Origin of the sequence: Rhizobium sp. YTUHZ044, assembly GCF_051123975.1 — a bacterium.
Lineage (GTDB): Bacteria > Pseudomonadota > Alphaproteobacteria > Rhizobiales > Rhizobiaceae > Rhizobium.
The window spans coordinates 43,928-60,960 of record NZ_CP101428.1; the positions used below are offsets into that span (position 1 = coordinate 43,928).

At 61.9% G+C, this 17,033-nt stretch carries 15 protein-coding genes; 4 read left to right on the plus strand and 11 right to left on the minus strand.

Going from position 1 to position 17,033, the window contains the following annotated elements:
- Positions 1–15: 15 nt before the first annotated feature.
- From cyoD to cyoA, 4 genes are read right to left on the minus strand one after another with little or no spacing between them, the layout of a single operon-like run.
- Complete coding sequence (gene cyoD, locus NL154_RS25590) at positions 16–417, minus strand: cytochrome o ubiquinol oxidase subunit IV (protein ID WP_210632492.1); 402 nt, start codon at positions 415–417, stop codon at positions 16–18.
- Complete coding sequence (cyoC, locus tag NL154_RS25595; RefSeq protein ID WP_430961561.1) at positions 414–1,034, minus strand: cytochrome o ubiquinol oxidase subunit III; 621 nt, start codon at positions 1,032–1,034, stop codon at positions 414–416. The genes cyoD and cyoC overlap by 4 nt, the downstream gene beginning before the upstream one ends.
- Positions 1,035–1,039: 5 nt before the next feature.
- Complete coding sequence (cyoB, locus tag NL154_RS25600; RefSeq protein WP_210632493.1) at positions 1,040–3,043, minus strand: cytochrome o ubiquinol oxidase subunit I; 2,004 nt, start codon at positions 3,041–3,043, stop codon at positions 1,040–1,042.
- Positions 3,044–3,085: 42 nt separating this feature from the next.
- Positions 3,086–4,270, minus strand: coding sequence for a ubiquinol oxidase subunit II (gene cyoA / locus NL154_RS25605; RefSeq protein WP_221123086.1), 1,185 nt, complete (start codon positions 4,268–4,270; stop codon positions 3,086–3,088).
- Between the two features lie 375 nt (positions 4,271–4,645).
- Between cyoA and NL154_RS25610 the strand changes: the two genes are divergently transcribed.
- From NL154_RS25610 to NL154_RS25625, 4 genes are all read left to right on the plus strand, one after another.
- Positions 4,646–5,977, plus strand: coding sequence for an MFS transporter (locus NL154_RS25610; RefSeq protein ID WP_210632495.1), 1,332 nt, complete (start codon positions 4,646–4,648; stop codon positions 5,975–5,977).
- A 69-nt stretch (positions 5,978–6,046) separates the two neighbouring features.
- The gene (locus NL154_RS25615) at positions 6,047–6,577 is read left to right on the plus strand and encodes an alpha/beta hydrolase (protein ID WP_434734466.1); all 531 of its coding nucleotides are present in this window, start codon (positions 6,047–6,049) and stop codon (positions 6,575–6,577) included.
- Between the two features lie 364 nt (positions 6,578–6,941).
- Positions 6,942–7,400, plus strand: a complete 459-nt coding sequence (locus NL154_RS25620) for a hypothetical protein (protein WP_210632497.1) — start codon at positions 6,942–6,944, stop codon at positions 7,398–7,400.
- Positions 7,397–7,687 carry a type II toxin-antitoxin system RelE/ParE family toxin gene (locus NL154_RS25625; protein WP_221144848.1) on the plus strand — a complete coding sequence of 97 codons (291 nt, stop codon included), beginning with the start codon at positions 7,397–7,399 and terminating at the stop codon, positions 7,685–7,687. Before NL154_RS25620 ends, NL154_RS25625 begins: the two co-directional genes overlap by 4 nt.
- Positions 7,688–7,693: 6 nt before the next feature.
- Here the strand turns inward: NL154_RS25625 and NL154_RS25630 are convergent, their stop codons facing one another.
- From NL154_RS25630 to NL154_RS25660, 7 genes are all read right to left on the minus strand, one after another.
- Positions 7,694–8,161, minus strand: coding sequence for a cyclic nucleotide-binding domain-containing protein (locus tag NL154_RS25630; protein ID WP_004679746.1), 468 nt, complete (start codon positions 8,159–8,161; stop codon positions 7,694–7,696).
- A 97-nt stretch (positions 8,162–8,258) separates the two neighbouring features.
- Positions 8,259–10,973, minus strand: a complete 2,715-nt coding sequence (locus NL154_RS25635; protein WP_221123089.1) for an ABC transporter ATP-binding protein — start codon at positions 10,971–10,973, stop codon at positions 8,259–8,261.
- Between the two features lie 182 nt (positions 10,974–11,155).
- Positions 11,156–12,301 (minus strand): glycosyltransferase family protein, encoded by a 1,146-nt coding sequence (locus NL154_RS25640; RefSeq protein ID WP_434734467.1) that lies wholly within the window; start codon positions 12,299–12,301, stop codon positions 11,156–11,158.
- A complete protein-coding gene (locus NL154_RS25645; protein WP_434734468.1) occupies positions 12,298–13,545 on the minus strand; it encodes a glycosyltransferase in 1,248 nt (415 codons plus the stop codon). The genes NL154_RS25640 and NL154_RS25645 overlap by 4 nt, the downstream gene beginning before the upstream one ends.
- Positions 13,546–13,554: 9 nt before the next feature.
- Positions 13,555–14,763: a glycosyltransferase family protein gene (locus NL154_RS25650; protein ID WP_210632502.1), complete on the minus strand. Its 1,209-nt coding sequence runs from the start codon at positions 14,761–14,763 to the stop codon at positions 13,555–13,557.
- A 96-nt stretch (positions 14,764–14,859) separates the two neighbouring features.
- Positions 14,860–16,032 carry an ABC transporter permease gene (locus NL154_RS25655; protein WP_210632503.1) on the minus strand — a complete coding sequence of 391 codons (1,173 nt, stop codon included), beginning with the start codon at positions 16,030–16,032 and terminating at the stop codon, positions 14,860–14,862.
- Positions 16,032–17,030 carry an ABC transporter permease gene (locus NL154_RS25660; protein WP_210632504.1) on the minus strand — a complete coding sequence of 333 codons (999 nt, stop codon included), beginning with the start codon at positions 17,028–17,030 and terminating at the stop codon, positions 16,032–16,034. Before NL154_RS25660 ends, NL154_RS25655 begins: the two co-directional genes overlap by 1 nt.
- Positions 17,031–17,033: the final 3 nt, after the last annotated feature.

The following is a 17,033-nucleotide window of genomic DNA, read 5'->3' on the forward strand; positions in this document are numbered from 1 at the left end:
CGCCCCTCATTGCTGTCACGGCATGTTCTTCATCATCTCGGGGCTCATCGGCATCATATTGGAATTGAGATGATGCATGACCCAGAGCGAACCGGAGAGCGCGATGGCGACGATGATGAGGGTGAAGATCAGCGCCATCATCGTCCAGCCGCCTTCGCTCCTGGGGTTCATGTGCAGGAAGAAGACCATATGGACGACGATCTGGATGGCGCCGAGGCCCATCACCAGCACCGCTGTCAGTGCCGGGCTGGCGACGACGCCGGACATGACCGCCCAGAAGGGAATGGCGGTCAGGATGACGGAAAGTGCGAAGCCCGTCATGTAGCTTTTGAACGTACCGTGGCCGGCCTGGTGACCATGGCTGTGGCCGTGATGCGCCTCGTGGGCATCCTCATGGGTGGGTGCTTGCGAACTCATCCGAGAACTCCGAGCAGATAGACGAAGGAAAAGACGCCGATCCAGACGACGTCGAGGAAGTGCCAGAACATCGAAAGGCACATCAGGCGGCGGCGGTTGGCCTCGAGCAGCCCGTGCATCGACACCTGCACCATCAGCGTGATCAGCCAGATGATGCCGAAGGTGACGTGCAGCCCGTGTGTGCCGACGAGCGTGAAGAAGGAGGAAAGGAAGGCGCTGCGGGTCGGTCCGGCGCCCTCGTGGATCAGGTGGATGAACTCGTAGAGTTCGAGCCCGATGAAGGCTGCGCCGAACAGGCCGGTGACGGCAAGCCAGAACAGTGTTTCCGCCTTGGCGTTCCGCTCCATCTGCAGCATGGCGAAGCCGTAGGTAATCGAGGAGAAGAGCAGCATCGAGGTGTTGAGAGCGACGATCGGCAGATCGAAGAGATCGGCTGGCGACGGCCCGGCGGCATAGTTGCGGCCGAGCACGCCGTGCGTGGCAAACAGCACCGCGAAGATCAGGCAGTCGCTCATCAGGTAGAGCCAGAAGCCGAGATTGGTGCTCCCTTCCGGATGATGGTCTTCGGTCAGATAGAATTCAGGCTTTTCGGCCGTGTCAATGGTTTGATCGCTCATGGTCATTACACCTGCTCGGCAAGCAGCGCCGTGCGCTTGCCTTCCGTTTCGGTCACCTTGCCGGCGGGAATGTAGAAGTCGCGCTTGTAGTTGAAGGTATGGCCGATCGCCACCACCAGCAGCGCGACGGCTGAAAGGATCACCAGCCACCACATGTACCAGATCAGGCCGAAGGCAAGCGCGACGCTGATGGCCGACAGGATGGCGCCGGTGCCGGTATTCTTCGGCATGTGGATCGGCTTGAAGCCGCCGAGCGGGCGCTCGTAGCCGCGCCTTTTCATGTCGTACCAGCTGTCATGGTCGTGGACCACGGGCGTGAAGGCGAAGTTGTAGTCCGGCGGCGGCGAGGAGGTCGACCATTCCAGCGTCCGGGCATCCCAGGGATCGCCGCTGTCGTCGCGCAATTCCTCGCGTTTCATGAAGCTGACGACGATCTGGATCAGGAAGGCGGCGATGCCGAGCGCGATCAGGCCGACGCCGAAGGCAGCGATGATGAACCAGATCCGCAGCGACGGGTCCTCGAACTGGCTCATGCGCCGGGTGACGCCCATCAGGCCGAGCACGTAGAGCGGCATGAAGGCGAACCAGAAGCCGATCTGCCAGAACCAGAAGCTCATCTTGCCCCAGAAGGGATCCAGCTTGAAGCCGAAGGCCTTCGGGAACCAGTAGTTCACGCCGGCGAACATGCCGAAGAGAACGCCGCCGATGATGACGTTGTGGAAATGGGCGATGAGGAACAGCGAATTGTGCAGCACGAAGTCGGCCGGCGGCACCGCCAGCATGACGCCGGTCATGCCGCCGATGACGAAGGTCACCATGAAGCCGACCGTCCACAGCATCGGCACCTCGTAGCGGATGCGGCCGCGATACATGGTGAAGAGCCAGTTGAAGATCTTCGCTCCCGTCGGGATCGAGATGATCATCGTGGTGATGCCGAAGAAGGAATTGACGGAAGCGCCCGAGCCCATCGTGAAGAAGTGGTGCAGCCAGACGATGTAGGACAGGATCATGATCACGCAGGTGGCGTAGACCATCGAGGCGTAGCCGAACAGGCGTTTTCCCGAGAACGTGGCGACGACTTCCGAGAAGATGCCGAAGGCCGGCAGCACCAGGATGTAGACCTCCGGATGGCCCCAGATCCAGATGAGGTTGATATACATCATCGGATTGCCGCCGAGGTCGTTGGTGAAGAAATTCGTGCCGGCATAGCGGTCGAGAGATAGCAGCGCGAGCGTTGCCGTCAGGATCGGAAAGGAGGCGACGATCAGCACGTTGGTGCAGAGCGCCGTCCAGGTGAAGACCGGCATCTTCATGAAGGTCATGCCGGGCGCGCGCATCTTGACGATGGTGGCGATCAGGTTGATGCCGGACAGCGTCGTTCCCACACCGGCCACCTGCAGGCCCCAGATATAATAGTCGACGCCGACGCCCGGACTGTAGGCGGCGCCCGACAGCGGCGGATAAGCGAGCCAGCCGGTCTGGGCGAATTCACCGATGAACAGCGACAGCATGATGATGATCGCGCCGGCTGTGGTCATCCAGAAGGAAAAGTTGTTGAGGAAGGGGAAGGACACGTCGCGCGCCCCGATCTGCAGCGGCACCACGAAGTTCATCAGACCGGTGACGAAGGGCATCGCCACGAAGAAGATCATGATGACACCGTGGGCGGTGAAGATCTGGTCGTAATGGTGCGGCGGCAGGTAGCCCTCCGAGCCGTTGAAGGCGATCGCCTGCTGGACGCGCATCAGGATCGCGTCGGAAAAGCCGCGCAGCAGCATGATGACGGCCAGGATCACATACATGATGCCGATCTTCTTGTGATCGACGCTGCAGATCCAGTCGTGCCAGAGCGGACCCCAGAACTTGAAATAGGTGATGGCGCCAAACACGGCGAGACCGCCGATGACGACGCCGATGAAGGTCACGACCAGAATTGGCTCGTGGTAGGGAATGGCGTCGAGGGTCAACCGGCCGAAGATCAACTTCAGGAGGTCAGGATTGGAAAACATGGAACAACCCGTTCATTATGTCTTGCGACGCAAAGCGCCAGGTTAATTGTTGTTGTTGAGCTGCGCCGGCGCCGGATCGGCGCCGTTGCCCGTGTCGGGCATGGAATGGCCGTCATGCTGCATGTCCATTCCGGGCGTGCTGTGCATGCCGGGCATGTCGTGCTGCATGCCGTTGCCATCGCTGCTCTTGGGCGGCTCGACCTGTGCCGGAACGCCCGTTGCCGGCACAGTAGCTCCAGGCTCGACGACGTCTTCGGCGGCATGGCGGTTGTCGTATTGCAGCTTCTCGCGGTTTTCGGCGCTTTCCTTGCCGCCGCCGCCCGTCATGTCGATATGCATCATTTCGTTCATGCACATCTTGCCCGGGGTGGCGCACATGTTGAGGATGGCGTCGTAGAGATCGGCGTCGGCGCCGGCATAATAGCGCACCGGCTCCTTCTCGCTCGGCTTCTCGAGCTTGAGATAGGCGTCGCGATTGAGCATCGTGCCCTGCTGCTTGACCTTGGCCACCCAGGCGTCGAAGCCTTCGCGGGTGAGGCCATGGAACTTGAAGCGCATGTGCGAGAAACCGGCGCCGCTGTAATTGGCGGAGAAGCCTTCATATTCGCCCTCCCGGTTGATGACGGCGTGCAGCTTCGTCTCCATGCCGGGCATGGCGTAGATCTGGCCGGCAAGGGCGGGGATGTAGAAGGAGTTCATCACTGAGGATGCGGTGATCTTGAAATTGACCGGCATGTCGACGGGGGCGGCGAGCTCGTTGACGGTGGCAATGCCGAGTTCGGGATAGAAGAACAGCCATTTCCAGTCGAGCGCCACGACCTCGACGGTCAGCGGCTTTGTATCGGCCGGGATGGCGCGCTCGGCATCGAGCCGGTCGAGCGGGCGGTAGGGATCGAGCTTGTGCGTGGAAATCCAGGTGACGGCGCCGAGCGCAATGATGATCGCCAGGGGTGCCGCCCAGATGACGATTTCGAGGCGGGTCGAATGATGCCATTCCGGCGCGTAAGCGGCGGCCGTGTTGGAGCGGCGGTAGCGCCAGGCGAAGAGCAGCGTCAGGAAGATCACCGGGACGATGATCAAAAGCATCAGCACCGTCGAGATGACGATCAGATCGCGCTGTTGCACGGCGATGTCGCCCGAGGGCGCCATGACCACCATGTTGCATCCTGCCAGGAAAAGCAGCGGCAAGACGGATAGAAGGCGGGAAAACTTCATGAGTTTTTGCACGTCTCTAAGCTCTTGTTGTTTCGTTTTGACCGCGACTAAAGCACTGAACCCGATAGCGACATGAGGCGGAAAGTCGCAGTGCAGCAAAGATGCCGCAGTGCGGCAGAATCGTGTTGCGCTACCGCCTTGAAATCCTGATGAAATTAAGAAGGATTTTTTGCGCGCGCATGTCCACTCAATATATCCGCAAGAGCCGGGCCGGCCAGCTTTAGCAGGGGAAAAATCACCGCCGGGATCACGCATTTTTCCCGGCCCGGCTCAATTTAAGCCGCGATGATGAACTATTTGCATCTTACGGACTTGATAAGCCTGCGGGTTTGATCAAGATCAGGTTGAGGCGCCGTGCCGAAAGCGCCTCAACGAGGGAGGCGTTTCATGGCCACAGCATCGCATTACGGACCGTCATCGTCGTCGCTGGAACGCGACGCGCGGCGCATTCACGACGACAAGCCGGTTTCGCCGGGCAGCATCGCCATCGGCGTGGTGATCGGCCGCATGTCGGAATTCTTCGATTTCTTCGTCTATGGCCTCGCCTCGGTCCTGGTCTTTCCGCAGCTCGTCTTTCCCTTCGCACCGGACCGGCTGACAGCGACGCTCTATTCCTTCGCCATCTTCTCGCTCGCTTTCCTCGCCCGTCCGGTCGGCTCCGTCGTCTTCATGACGATCGACCGGATGTACGGGCGCGGCACAAAGCTCACCATCGCGCTCTTCCTGCTCGGCGGCTCCACGGCCTCGATCGCCTTCCTTCCGGGTTACGCGGAGATCGGCGTCTGGTCGATCGCCCTGCTGGCGCTTTTCCGTCTCGGCCAGGGTTTTGCGCTCGGCGGCGCCTGGGACGGTCTTGCCTCGCTGCTCGCGCTCAACGCGCCGCCCAATCACCGCGGCTGGTACGCGATGATCCCGCAGCTCGGCGCGCCGATCGGCTTTGCGCTGGCAAGCACGCTCTTCGGTTATTTCGTCGCCAACCTGTCCAGCGAGGATTTCCTCTCCTGGGGCTGGCGCTATCCCTTCTTCGTCGCCTTCGCGATCAACGTCGTGGCGCTGTTTGCGCGTCTGCGGCTGGTCATGACCAAGGAATTCGGTACGCTCCTGGAGCAGCATGAACTGGAGGCCGCACCGATCCTCCAGGTGCTGCGCGTTCACGGCCGCGACATCCTGATCGGCGCCTTCGTGCCGCTCGCCAGTTTCGCCATGTTCCACCTGGTCACCATCTTCCCGCTCGGCTGGATGAGCCTTTACGGCAATCAGCCGATCGGCGCCTTCATGGTGGTGCAGGTGATCGGCGCCCTGGTCGGCGTCGTCGCCATCGTCGCCTCGGGGCTGATCGCCGATCGCATCGGCCGGCGTGCCCAGCTCGCCATCTGCGCCGTCATCATCGCCATCTTCAGCTTTATCGGACCGATCCTGATCGCCTCGGGCAATAACGGCCACGACGCCTTCGTCATCATCGGCTTCGGCGTGCTCGGGCTGTCCTTCGGCCAGGCGACCGGTTCGATCTCGTCGCGCTTCGGTCGCGGCTATCGGTATACCGGCGCCGCCTTCACCTCCGACCTTGCCTGGCTGATCGGCGCCGGCTTTGCGCCGCTGGTGGCCCTCAGCCTCTCCAGCCGCTTCGGCCTGACCTTCGTCGGTTACTACCTGCTCTCCGGCGCCATCTGTACGCTCGCAGCACTCGCCTTCAGCAAGGCGCTGGAGCAGCGGGAATAAGATCGAGACAGTCCGCCGGGAAACCGGCGGCCGTTATCATCTATCGAAGCGAAGAGCGGCATCGTCGAAATGCAACATCTGGTCGTTGGCGATATCCACGGCTTTCCCGAAACCTTTGTCGAGCTGCTGGATGCTGGCAGCTTTCAGCGACAAGATTTGCAACTGGCCGATCTGAGCGGGCGTCCCGATCTGCGTGGAGACGCGCTTCACGACCATCTTTTCAACCGTGACGGCATGCGGCATGCGGTCCGGGCACTTCGTGAGATCGACGGACGCGGGTGCTTGGGGATCGGTTTTAGCGCCGGTGGAACGGTCCTGTGGAATGCGGTCAAAGAGGGTCTGGAACTCCAGGCGCTGATCTGCGTGTCATCAACCAGATTGCGCTTCGAAACGTCTCCCCTCGCTATACCCACCATGGTCTTCTGGGGAGAACTCGATCCATACCGGCCAGTTGAAAGCTGGAATAACGCTGTTCCCCAGTGCTGGAAAATCTACGCCGGCAAGCAGCATGATTTTTATCGGCTCGATGCGCATACCGCTCAATCTCCGTTGAGGTCGGATATTGCCGCCTTTGTCGAAGGCAGAGTCCCGTTTGAATAGGGTGTATTCTGTGTCGCTTGGCCGCTTCGGCCTGACTTTCCCTTGCCGGCGTTGCACCCTGTAACGACGATCGTGGAAGATATCATGGCAGACACCGCATCCAGGGTGGTCGCGAACGCCCGCGAAAGAGTCTGTTCATGTGCATATTCCCTCCGTTCCCCGCCAGCCTCTCGCAGGTCACGTCCCCTCGCCCCGTTTACCGGGAGAGGGTTAGGGTGAGGGGCAGCCACGCGGCACAAAGGCTGCAGCAGCCGTGGCCTTGCGCCTGACATCTGCTGGACCATTGCAAATACAATGTCAATTATTGAATGCATTGCAATCTATAATTAAATGCGCCAATCTTCGGGATCAGCGAGGATTTGACATGACCGCAGAAACCATCGATCATTCGACGCTTTCCCGTCTTGTCGAGGCAGGGGCGGTCGATGCTGCTCACGTCGTCGGCAAAACCGGCGGCTGGTCCGTCGTCATCCGCTACGGCAAGGCCGAACGCCCGCTTGCCGCCCAGCGCAGCCGCAAGGTGCGCCTGTTCAAGCGCATGGATACCCTGGTTTCCTATCTCAAGGATGTCGGCATCTCCCAGTTCGATGTCGATGCGGCCGATTACGCTCCCGAGACTGTCTCTCGGCCGGATCGTGCGGCAGCCCTGCGCCGCACCCATGAGGCAGCAGAATACGACAAGTGGTTTCGCGAACAGGTCGAGGAGGCGATCCGGGAGGCCGATGATCCTGACACGGTCGGGATTCCGCACGAGACGGTCAAGAAAGAGATGGCGCGCGAACGAGCAGAGTTGGTGGCGCGCCTTAAGGGTAAAGCCAAGTGAAGCTCATCTGGCGTGCGAAAGCTGCGTCAGATCGCAAGCGAGCAATACAGTTTATCGCCGATCAGAATCTCAGCGCCGCGATAAGCCACCTTGACGAGATCGAGCGCCAAACGGATTTGCTCATCGATCAGCCCGAGATCGGCCGGCCCGGACGAATTGACGGAACGCGCGAACTCGTCATTTCGCGCACGTCCTTTATTGTGATCTATCGTGTTCGTCAGAAAATCAGACGGGTGGAGATTTTGCGCCTTCTGCACGGCGCTCAACAATGGCCACCGAAACGCTGAATATTCTTACTGCGCCATCTGCGGCTGCTTGGCAGCCCGCGCTGCCGTCAGTTCGGCGGTCGTGTGGTTCAGGCGGTCGGCGAGCACGCGCATGATTTCCACGGCCATCTCCGGGAAGTCGCTGAGCAGCTTTAAAAAGTGCTCCTTGCTGATGCGCAATACTTCGAGCGGCGAGGTGGCGCGCACCGTTGCCGTGCGCGAGACATCGCAGAGAATGGCGATTTCGCCGACGATGGAATTGAGCTCGACGTCGGCGACCTTGATCTCGCCGGCCGGCGAGGAGACGATGATATCGGCGCTGCCGGAGAGGATGACATAGGCGGCGTCGCCGACATCGCCCTGATGGAAGAGATCCTGACCGGCCTTGTAGGTCATGCGGTCGGAGGTGAAGGCCAAAAGCTTGAGTTTCGCTGGCGCAATCCTCGAAAAGATCGGCACCCGGCGCAGCATTTCGACTTCGTCTCTCAATAACATGAGCGTTTCAATCCCCTGACGCAGGGTTCTTGGAACCAGGCGCCTCAATTCGGGGCGTTCCCCCGGGAACGCCTACCATCGCCGCCCCAATAGAATATTACGATAACAGTTCCTTGAACATACCGTTTTTCTCGGAAAGTTCCGGATAGTTTCCGGCCTCCGCCAGCCCGCCGCGGTCGAAGAGCAGGATTCGGTCGAACATTTCGGCCATCCGCGCATTCGAAAGCACCCAGATGATCGCCGGGCGCTCACCTTCCTTATGCAGGTCTTCGATGATGTTGCGGGTGATCTGATCCTGAACGCGTTGATCGAGTGCCGACAACGGCCGATTGAAGACGAAATAATCCGAGCGCTTCAGAAGCGCGCGGGCCAGGTTCAGCTTCTGGCGCTGCACCATGGTCAACCGCTTGCCGCCGGAGCCGACGTCGAATTCGAGGCCGATCGACAGGACATCGTCATAAAGATCGAGTGCGTCGAAGAGCTCGCCCATGATGGCGCGGATGCGGTCGGAGGCGTCGGCCTGCTGATAGGCGATGCGGCCGAAGAGCACATTGTCCATCAGGCTGGCCGACGGCGTGAAACGCTCGGCGTCGTAGCGCTCGATCAGCTCGGCGAGATCGGCCGGAATATGCGCGTGGAACTGCTTGCGGGCGCTGACGATCTTGTCCATCAGCTCGTTGGTCAAAAGGCCGAAGCGGTGGCGCGGCTCGATATAGGCGAAGCTCAGCCGGATGATGGCGGAGCGCTCCTCAGGCGTGGCGTCCTCGAAGCGGCGGCTTTGCAGCTTCTGCAGGAGCGCCTGATAGGTCGGAATGTCGTCCGCCGTCATGAAGGTCAGCTGCTGGAAGAAAGGATGATCCGGCGGCAGGTCGTGGAAGAGTTCGACGGCGTTTTCGGCAATCTCGAGGCCCATGGCGTAGAGATCGGTGCTGAGGCCCGTCTCGCGGAAGAGCTGCTGGAAATAGGGATGGGCGGCGAGCCGGCGGTTGGTCATCAGCGGCCGCTTCATGGTGCCGAAGAGCAGGTTCTCACCGACCGTCGCCTGGGCGTTGTAGGCGTCGAAATCAAAAGGCACGACGATGCCGTCGAGACCTTCGTCGCGCAGCCGGTCGCGCAGCGACGCGCGCAGCGCCACGACATGGTCGCTGACCGCCACATGCACGTTGGTATTGACGTTCGAGCGCAGCGCCAGGTCGAGGATGTCCTGCGAGATCAGCACGGCGTCGAGCACCGGCCGGATCGCTTTGAGGAGATCATCCGGTCCATTGGCGCCGGCCGCCTGGTAATCCACCCAATCGCTGTTGAGGTCGAGCGTCGGGTTGCCGGCCTTCACCGCCTCGATGGAATGCCATTTATACTCCTGCGCTTCTTTCTCGTCGTAGACGGCGTCGATCATCGGCGCGTGCTTGAGGCCGTAGAGCAGATTGCTGGCGAGCGTGCCATGGAAGAAGAAGGTGTCGGCCGAGGCATAGGAGATGCGGCGACCGGTGATCGATTCCGGCAGCTCGAGCAGGTCGCGTCCGTCGATGGTGATGCGGCCGGAGTCGGGCCAGACCATCCGGCCGAGCGCTTCGGCGAAGGCTTCGGCGCCACTGCCGTTCGGACCGACGATCGCAACCGTCTCGTTCGGCTTGATTTCGACCGAGACGTGGTCGACGAGGCGGGCGCCGCTGTCATCGGAGAGCGTGAGGTTGGTGACGACCAGCGCGCTGGTCAGTGCGCCCACGGGTGCGGTCGCCAATTCCTGGATGTGGCTCTCGATCAAGGGCTCGACGTTGAACTGCTCGTAGACCTGCTGGTATTTCACCTGCACGTCCTGACGCATCTGGTCCCAGTCGATCAGTTCCTTCAGCGGCCCGGGCAGGTCCTTGTACGCCGAGATGACTGCGACGAGCTGGCCGATGTCGAGCCGGCCCTGCAGCGCCAGATAACCGCCGATCGCGTAGAACAGGAAGGGCGTGACCTGGGCGAGGAAGTTGTTGATGAACTTCACCAGGAACTTCCACTGGTAAAGGTCGTAGCGGATCGAGAAGATGCGGCCGAGCCGCCAGGCGATGTCGGCGCGTTCGAGGTTGGACGTGTCGTTGCCGTGGATCGTGCCGATGCCGTCGACGATTTCGCCGACGCGGCCGGAAAGTTCGCGCGCCGTCAGCTGCCGCTGGCGGCCGAGATCCAGCAGGCGCTTGCGCATGCGGGGAATGACGACGGCCTGGACGCCGACGATGGCGGCGGCGATCATGCCGAGCCAGAAATTCTGCACGATGATGAAGGCGAGCGCGGTGATCGCCTGGCCGCCGAGCAGGGCGGGCGAGACGAAGGCGTCGCCGGTGAAACCGCCCATCGGCTCCACTTCGTCCTTGATCATGGTGGCGATCTCGGCCGATTTCACCCGCTTGAAATGAGCCGGCGGAAACCGCAGCACCCGGTCGATCAGTTCGAAGCGGATGCGGCGCAGCATGCGTTCGCCGAGCCGGCCCTTATAGGTGTTGATGTAGAACTTGAAGAGCCCGTTTAGCACCACCAGCGCCAGGAACACGAGGCTCAGGGCCATCAGCATCTGGAAGCGGTCGAGCTGCACGCCCTTGAAGAATTCGACATGGCCGATCAGCGGAATGTCATAGGCGATGTGCATGAAGGTCTGGGTTGCGCCGGGGCCTTCAAAGCCGTCGCCCTGGATCGGTCCGTTGACGATCTGCTTCGGCAGGTCGAAGGACAGGAAATAAGGGATCATCGAGGCCGCGACGACAGCCAGGATCCACAGCTGCTGCAGCCGCGTGTTCTTCCAGATATAGCGGGCGAGGCTCTTTTCCATTGGCTAACCGTCAGCGTGCTGGGAAATTTCGAAGGCGCGATCCTGGCGCGGGACGGGAGGAAATGTCGAGAACAGGACCATGCAGCCGGACCGCCGATATCGCAATGAAAACAAGGCGAAGGGACCGGCTGCAGAAAGGCCGATTCTCGCCGGAACTCTGCTTATATCACAGGATTTTTAAATTAGGCGAGCGATTCGGCAATCATCGAGCGAATGATGGCGGCCGTCTTCTCCGCCCCGTCGAGATCGAGCGAAACCGGCTCCTGCCGGGGCGCTGTCAGCGCCTTTTCGACAGCCTCTTTCACATGTGTGGAGGTCAGCCCCCGTTCCGGCAGGATGTCGGCAAGACCCAGCGCCTGCAGCCGTTCGGCGCGCACTGTCTGTTCGGTCTCGCCGCCGGCGACGAAGGGGATGAGGATCGGCCGGCACTCGGTGCGCAAGAGGTCGCCGACCGTGTTGTAGCCGGCCTGCGAGATCGATACCCTGGCGCCGCGCAAGAGCGAGGGAAAATCCTTGCGAAAGCGAACCAGAGTCACATTCGGGGCTGCGTCCCGCGACAGTCTGGCGAAATCGGCCTCCGGCAGGTTGGGACCTGAGATCAGCAGCCAGCGAAGATCGCCCGGCAGCAGCGCCGCCGCCTCCTTCGCCGCGCCGATCAGCTCGGCGCCGACCGCGCCGCCGCCGGCCGATGCGATAATGTCGAAGGTTTCCGTCGGTTCGGGCGCCGGCGGCGGCGTAACGAGGCCGGTATAACGCAGACTGTCGGCGATTTCTGGCGTCAGCGGGAAAGTATCTTCGAGCCTGACGAAGCCGGGATCGCCATGGACGAGCACAGCGTCGAAGTGATGGTTGACCAGGGCGGCGGTCTCCGCGTCGCGGCCGGCCTTGCGGTTTTCCTGCAGGATGTCGCGCACCGAGCTTAGGAGTTTCGGCCGCGGTTCGGTCTTCTCGATCGCAGCGAGCAAGGGCAGGAGTTCGAAGCGCATCTGCCGCCGGCCGAAGGGGAAGGCCTCGATGATGACGACATCGGGCCTTGTGGCATGGAAGGCATCGAGCAGCAATTGCCGGCGGGCGGCCAGGAATTCTTCGCCGGCCGGCTGGCCATCGGCATCGGCGAGGCCGGAGAAACCGGCATTGCTGGCGACGACCGACGGCAGGGCAACGGTCTTCACACCCTCGCCGGGAAAGCCCGGTACCGGCAGGCCGCCGGTGACGACGGTGACGTCGAAACCGTCCCTGACCAGCGCATTGGCGATGCGGCTGGCGCGGGCGATGTGGCCGATGCCGAGCAGATGCTGGACATAGAAGAAGATACGCGGTGCCGTCATGACGCCTTCTGCCATTCGGCCTCGAACAGGCCGGCGAGCTGTCTGATGCTGGAGTGATAGTCGAAGTCCTCGCGCACCCGCCTTTCGGCGGCGTCGCCGAGGCGCTGGCGCAGCGCCGGATCGCGGATCGCCACCTCCAGCGCCCGGGCAAGCAGCGCCGAATCCTCCGGCGGCACGACGAGGCCGTTCTCGCCATCCGTCAGCAGTTCCGGCACGCCGGATACTGTCGTGGAGACGCAGACGAGACGCTGGCTCGCGGCCTCGACCAACACGTTCGGCAGGCCGTCGCGGTCGCCGTTGGCGGCGATGCGGCAGGCGAGCGCAAAGACGTCGGCGCGGCGGTAGTGGTCGAGCACGTCTTCCTGCGCCATGGCGCCCTTCCAGATGATGCGGCCGGAGAGGCCGAGCTCGGCGGCGAGCGCCTTCAGCCTGGCAAGCTCGTCACCGCCGCCGATATGCTCCATGCGCCAATGGAGGTCCGCCGGCAGCAGCGCCAGCGCCCGAAGCAAGACGTCGTAGCCCTTCTTCTCGACGGCGCGGCCGACGCTGAGGATGAAGGCCGGATCAGCCGGGTTGTTGCCGGTCCTCTGCGAATGCGCGCCGGAAAAATGGCCGAAGCGGGCGAGATCGAGGCCGTGATAGCTCAAATGTACCGCCTCCTTGCGCGATGTCAGCACGCGCATGTGTTCGTAGCCAGACCGAGTGCAGGTGACGGTCCAGCGGGCGCGCTTCAGCTTCTCCTTCAGTTCCCAGTCGGGCGAGGTCCATATGTCCTTGGCATGGGCCGAACAGGTCCAGGGCGTGCCCGTCAGGATGCTGGTATATTCCGTCACCGAGGCCGGCGTATGGATGAAATGAGCATGCAGCCACTCGCCTCCATCAGGCCATTCGCGCGCCAGCACCAGCGCCTGGCCGAGACGGCGGAAGCGGTTGCGGGAGAGGTCGCGCTTGAGGTCGGCGAGGAAGCGTTTGATCAGCGCCTTGAAGCCGGTTTTACCGAAGCCGGCGACGAGGCCTTTCAGCACGCGAATCGGTTCCTCGTGCAGATATTCCGGCAGATAGACGACACTCGCCTTGATCTCGTCATGCACCGGATGGCGCTTCTTGTCGGTCGGTCGGCGCATGGAAATCAGCGTCAGGTCGAAGCCGGCCCTTTCGAGGCCGAGCAATTCCTGGGCGATGAAGGTTTCCGAAAGGCGGGGATAGCCTTTCAGCACGACGAGTATCTTGCGGCGTGGCGGCAAGGCTGTGCCCTATTCTGCGCCGACAACGGCTAGGTGGGTGGCCCGGCCGTCGAGCCATCGGCCGACGGTCTGCGAGATATGGTCCAGCCCTTCGAGATGCATATTGCTGCCGCTTTTCGACGGCGGCAGGCGAGAGGGCAAGCGCTTCAGCGCCGCGGCCATGATGGCGGGATCAACCGATTGCTCCGGCAGCAGCATCTCGACGAGGCCGAGTTCGCTGGCCCGCTTCGCGCGCAGCAGCTGCTCCTCGCGCGGCTTGACGCGGGGCACGATGAGGGCCGGCTTATCGAAGGAGAGGATCTCGCAATAGGTGTTATATCCGCCCATGGCGACGACGCCGGTGGCGCCGGCGATCAGCTCTTCCATGTGATTGTCGAATTCGATCACCTCGATATAGGGAATGGCTTCGCCCTTCTGCACCAGCTTGGCGCGCTCGGCGGCCGGCATATAGGGCCCGAGCACGACCAGCGCCTTCTGCGTCAGCGTCGGATCGGCCTCATAGGCGTTCATGACGTCATGGACGAGATCGGAGCCGTCGCCGCCGCCGCCTGTGGTGACGAGCAGATAATTGTCCTTGCGGGCGTTGATCGAGCTCTTGCCTTTGGAGACGCTGCGCTGCAGGAAGCCGACAAAATCCATCTTCCGGCGCAGGCTGGCCGGCACGTCGAGACCAACAAGCGGATCGTAGAAATCCGGGGGGCCGTAGACCCAGACGCTGTCGTAATATTGGTCGATCTTCTGCATGACGCTGTTCTTCTTCCACTCGGCCTCGAGCAGATGCGGCGCGTCCATGATCTCCCGCAGCCCTAGCACCAGCACGGTGCCACGGGCCTTGAGATAAGCGAGCGTATCCTCGACCTCGCCCTTCAATCCCATCGGCTCCTTGTCGACGATGAAAATGTCGGGCTGGAAGGTCTCGGCCGTGTGGCGGATGCTCGATTCGCGCATCTTCAGCGTTTCGTGCAGATCGATGTGGCTGGCAAGCGACGTATATTCGCCGTTGCGCAGCTTGATCACGCTCGGGATCTTCACGAAGTCGACGCGGGCGCGGTAATCGAAGGCGCCGGCGATCGTCGCCCCTGAAATGATCAGGATGTTGAGGCCGCGATAGTCTTCGACCAGCGCATGGGCGATGGCGCGACAGCGCCTGAGATGGCCGAGGCCGAACGTGTCGTGGCTGTACATGAGGATGCGAGCATCTTCGAGACGTCTGGCCATGGGTGTTCCCTCCGGGGTGAACATCATAGTTAGCACCCCCACCATCCGGAGGCCAAGAGGCGGGCGCGATGCCGGACGGCGCCGCCGAGCTTGCCGCTATTTGTAGGGATCTGCCGCATCGCGCAAGCCGTCTCCCAGAAAGTTGAACGCCAAAATGACAAGAACAACAGGAATGATCGGAAAGAGCAGCCAAGGATAGAAGGCGATGACGCTGACGCTTTTTGCCTCGGTCAGCAGAATGCCCCAGCTGGTGATCGGCGGTCGAAGGCCGAGGCCGAGGAAGGAGAGCGCGGTCTCGCCGAGGATCATGCCGGGGATCGAAATCGTCGCCGAAGCGATGAGATGCGACATGAAGCCCGGCACCAGATGGCGGCCAATGATGCGCGGCGTGCTGGCCCCCATCAGCTGCGCGGCCTGGACGTAATCCTCCTCGCGCAATGCCAGGAGCTTGGAGCGCACGGCCCGCGCCAGCCCGGTCCAGTCGATGATTCCGAGGATGACGGTGATGCCGAAATATATGACGATCGGGCTCCAGGTCACCGGCATGATGGCGGCGAGCGCCATCCACAGCGGCAGGCTTGGCAGCGATTGCAGCACCTCGATCAGGCGCTGGACGATGAGGTCGAAGACGCCGCCCCAGTATCCGGCAAGGCCGCCGATGACGATGCCGAGCACGAAGCTGATCGAAATGCCGATCAGGCCGATCGTCAGCGATATACGCGCGCCGTAGAGGATGCGCGACAGCACGTCGCGGCCGAGCCGGTCGGTGCCGAGCAGGAACATCTGGCCACCGATCGCCGGGCAGATGAGATGGTAGTTCGAGGCGACGAGACCCCAGAATCTATAGGAATCGCCGCGGCAGAAGAAGCGGATCGGCTGCACGTCGTTCGGCCTGTCGGTATAGACGCGGTGCAGCGTGTCGAGATCGAGCGTCATGCTGCGGCCGTAGACGAAGGGACCGACGAACTCGCCCTTGTCGAAGAAATGGACGCGCTGAGGTGGTGCATGGATGAAGTCGACGTTGCGCGTGTGCAGGCCGTAAGGCGCCAGGAACTCGACGATAAGGATCATCAGGTAGACGGCGGCGAGAAAGATGCCGGAGATCAAAGCGAGCCTGTGCTGCTTGAACTTCCACCACATCAGTTGCTTCTGCGAGGCGAGATGGATGCGCGATTGCGCCGCCGTCATGCTCTCGGTCGCATGCGGATCGAAGGGAGCGGTGGAGACGTAGTGCGGCAGCGGCGCGCCGGGTGCGGGAAGGGGCGACATTATTTGGTGCTCCTGCCTTGCAGACGGATGCGGGGATCGAGGAAACCGAGGGCGATATCGGAGATCAGCACGCCGATGACGTTGAGGAAGGCGAGGAACATCAGGAAGGAGCCGGCGAGATACATGTCCTGGCTCTGCAGCGCCTTGATCAGCATCGGCCCGGTCGTCTCCAGCGACAGCACGATGGCGACGATCTCGGCGCCCGAGATGATCGACGGCAGGATCGAGCCGATATCGGCGATGAAGAAATTGAGCGCCATGCGCAGCGGATATTTGACCAGCGCCCGCATCGGATGCAGGCCCTTGGCGCGGGCCGTCGTCACATATTGCTTCTGCATCTCGTCGAGAAGATTGGCGCGCAGCCGCCGGATCATGCCGGCCGTGCCGGCCGTGCCAACGATGATGACGGGGATCCAGAGATGGGCGAGGATCGACTTCGCCTTTTCCCAGCTCATCGGTGCGTTGAGATATTGCTGGTCCATCAGATGGCCGATCGACAGCCCGAACCAGACATTGGCGAAATACATCAGGATCAGCGCCAGCATGAAGTTCGGAATGGCGATGCCGAGCAGGCCGAGAAAGGTCAGCCCGTAATCGCCCCAGCTATACTGATGCGTCGCCGAATAGATGCCGATCGGAAAGGCGATCAGCCAGGTGAGCAGGATCGTCGTGAAGGAGACGAGGATCGTCAGCCACAACCGTTCGCCGACCACGTCCGAGACCGGCAGCTGGTATTCGAAGGAATAGCCGAAATCGCCGTGCAGCATGCCGCCGACCCAGTAGAAATAGCGCACGATCTCCGGCTTGTCGAAGCCGTATTGCTGGCGCATCTCCTCGATTTCCTGGAGGTTGGCGGCCTCGCCGGAGGCGCGCAGCTCGGCGATCTGGCTCTCGAAGAAGTCGCCGGGCGGCAGCTCGATGATGGTGAAAACAAGCGCCGAAATGACGAAGAGCGTCGGCACCATGGCGGCGATGCGCCAGAGAATGTATCTGAGCACGCC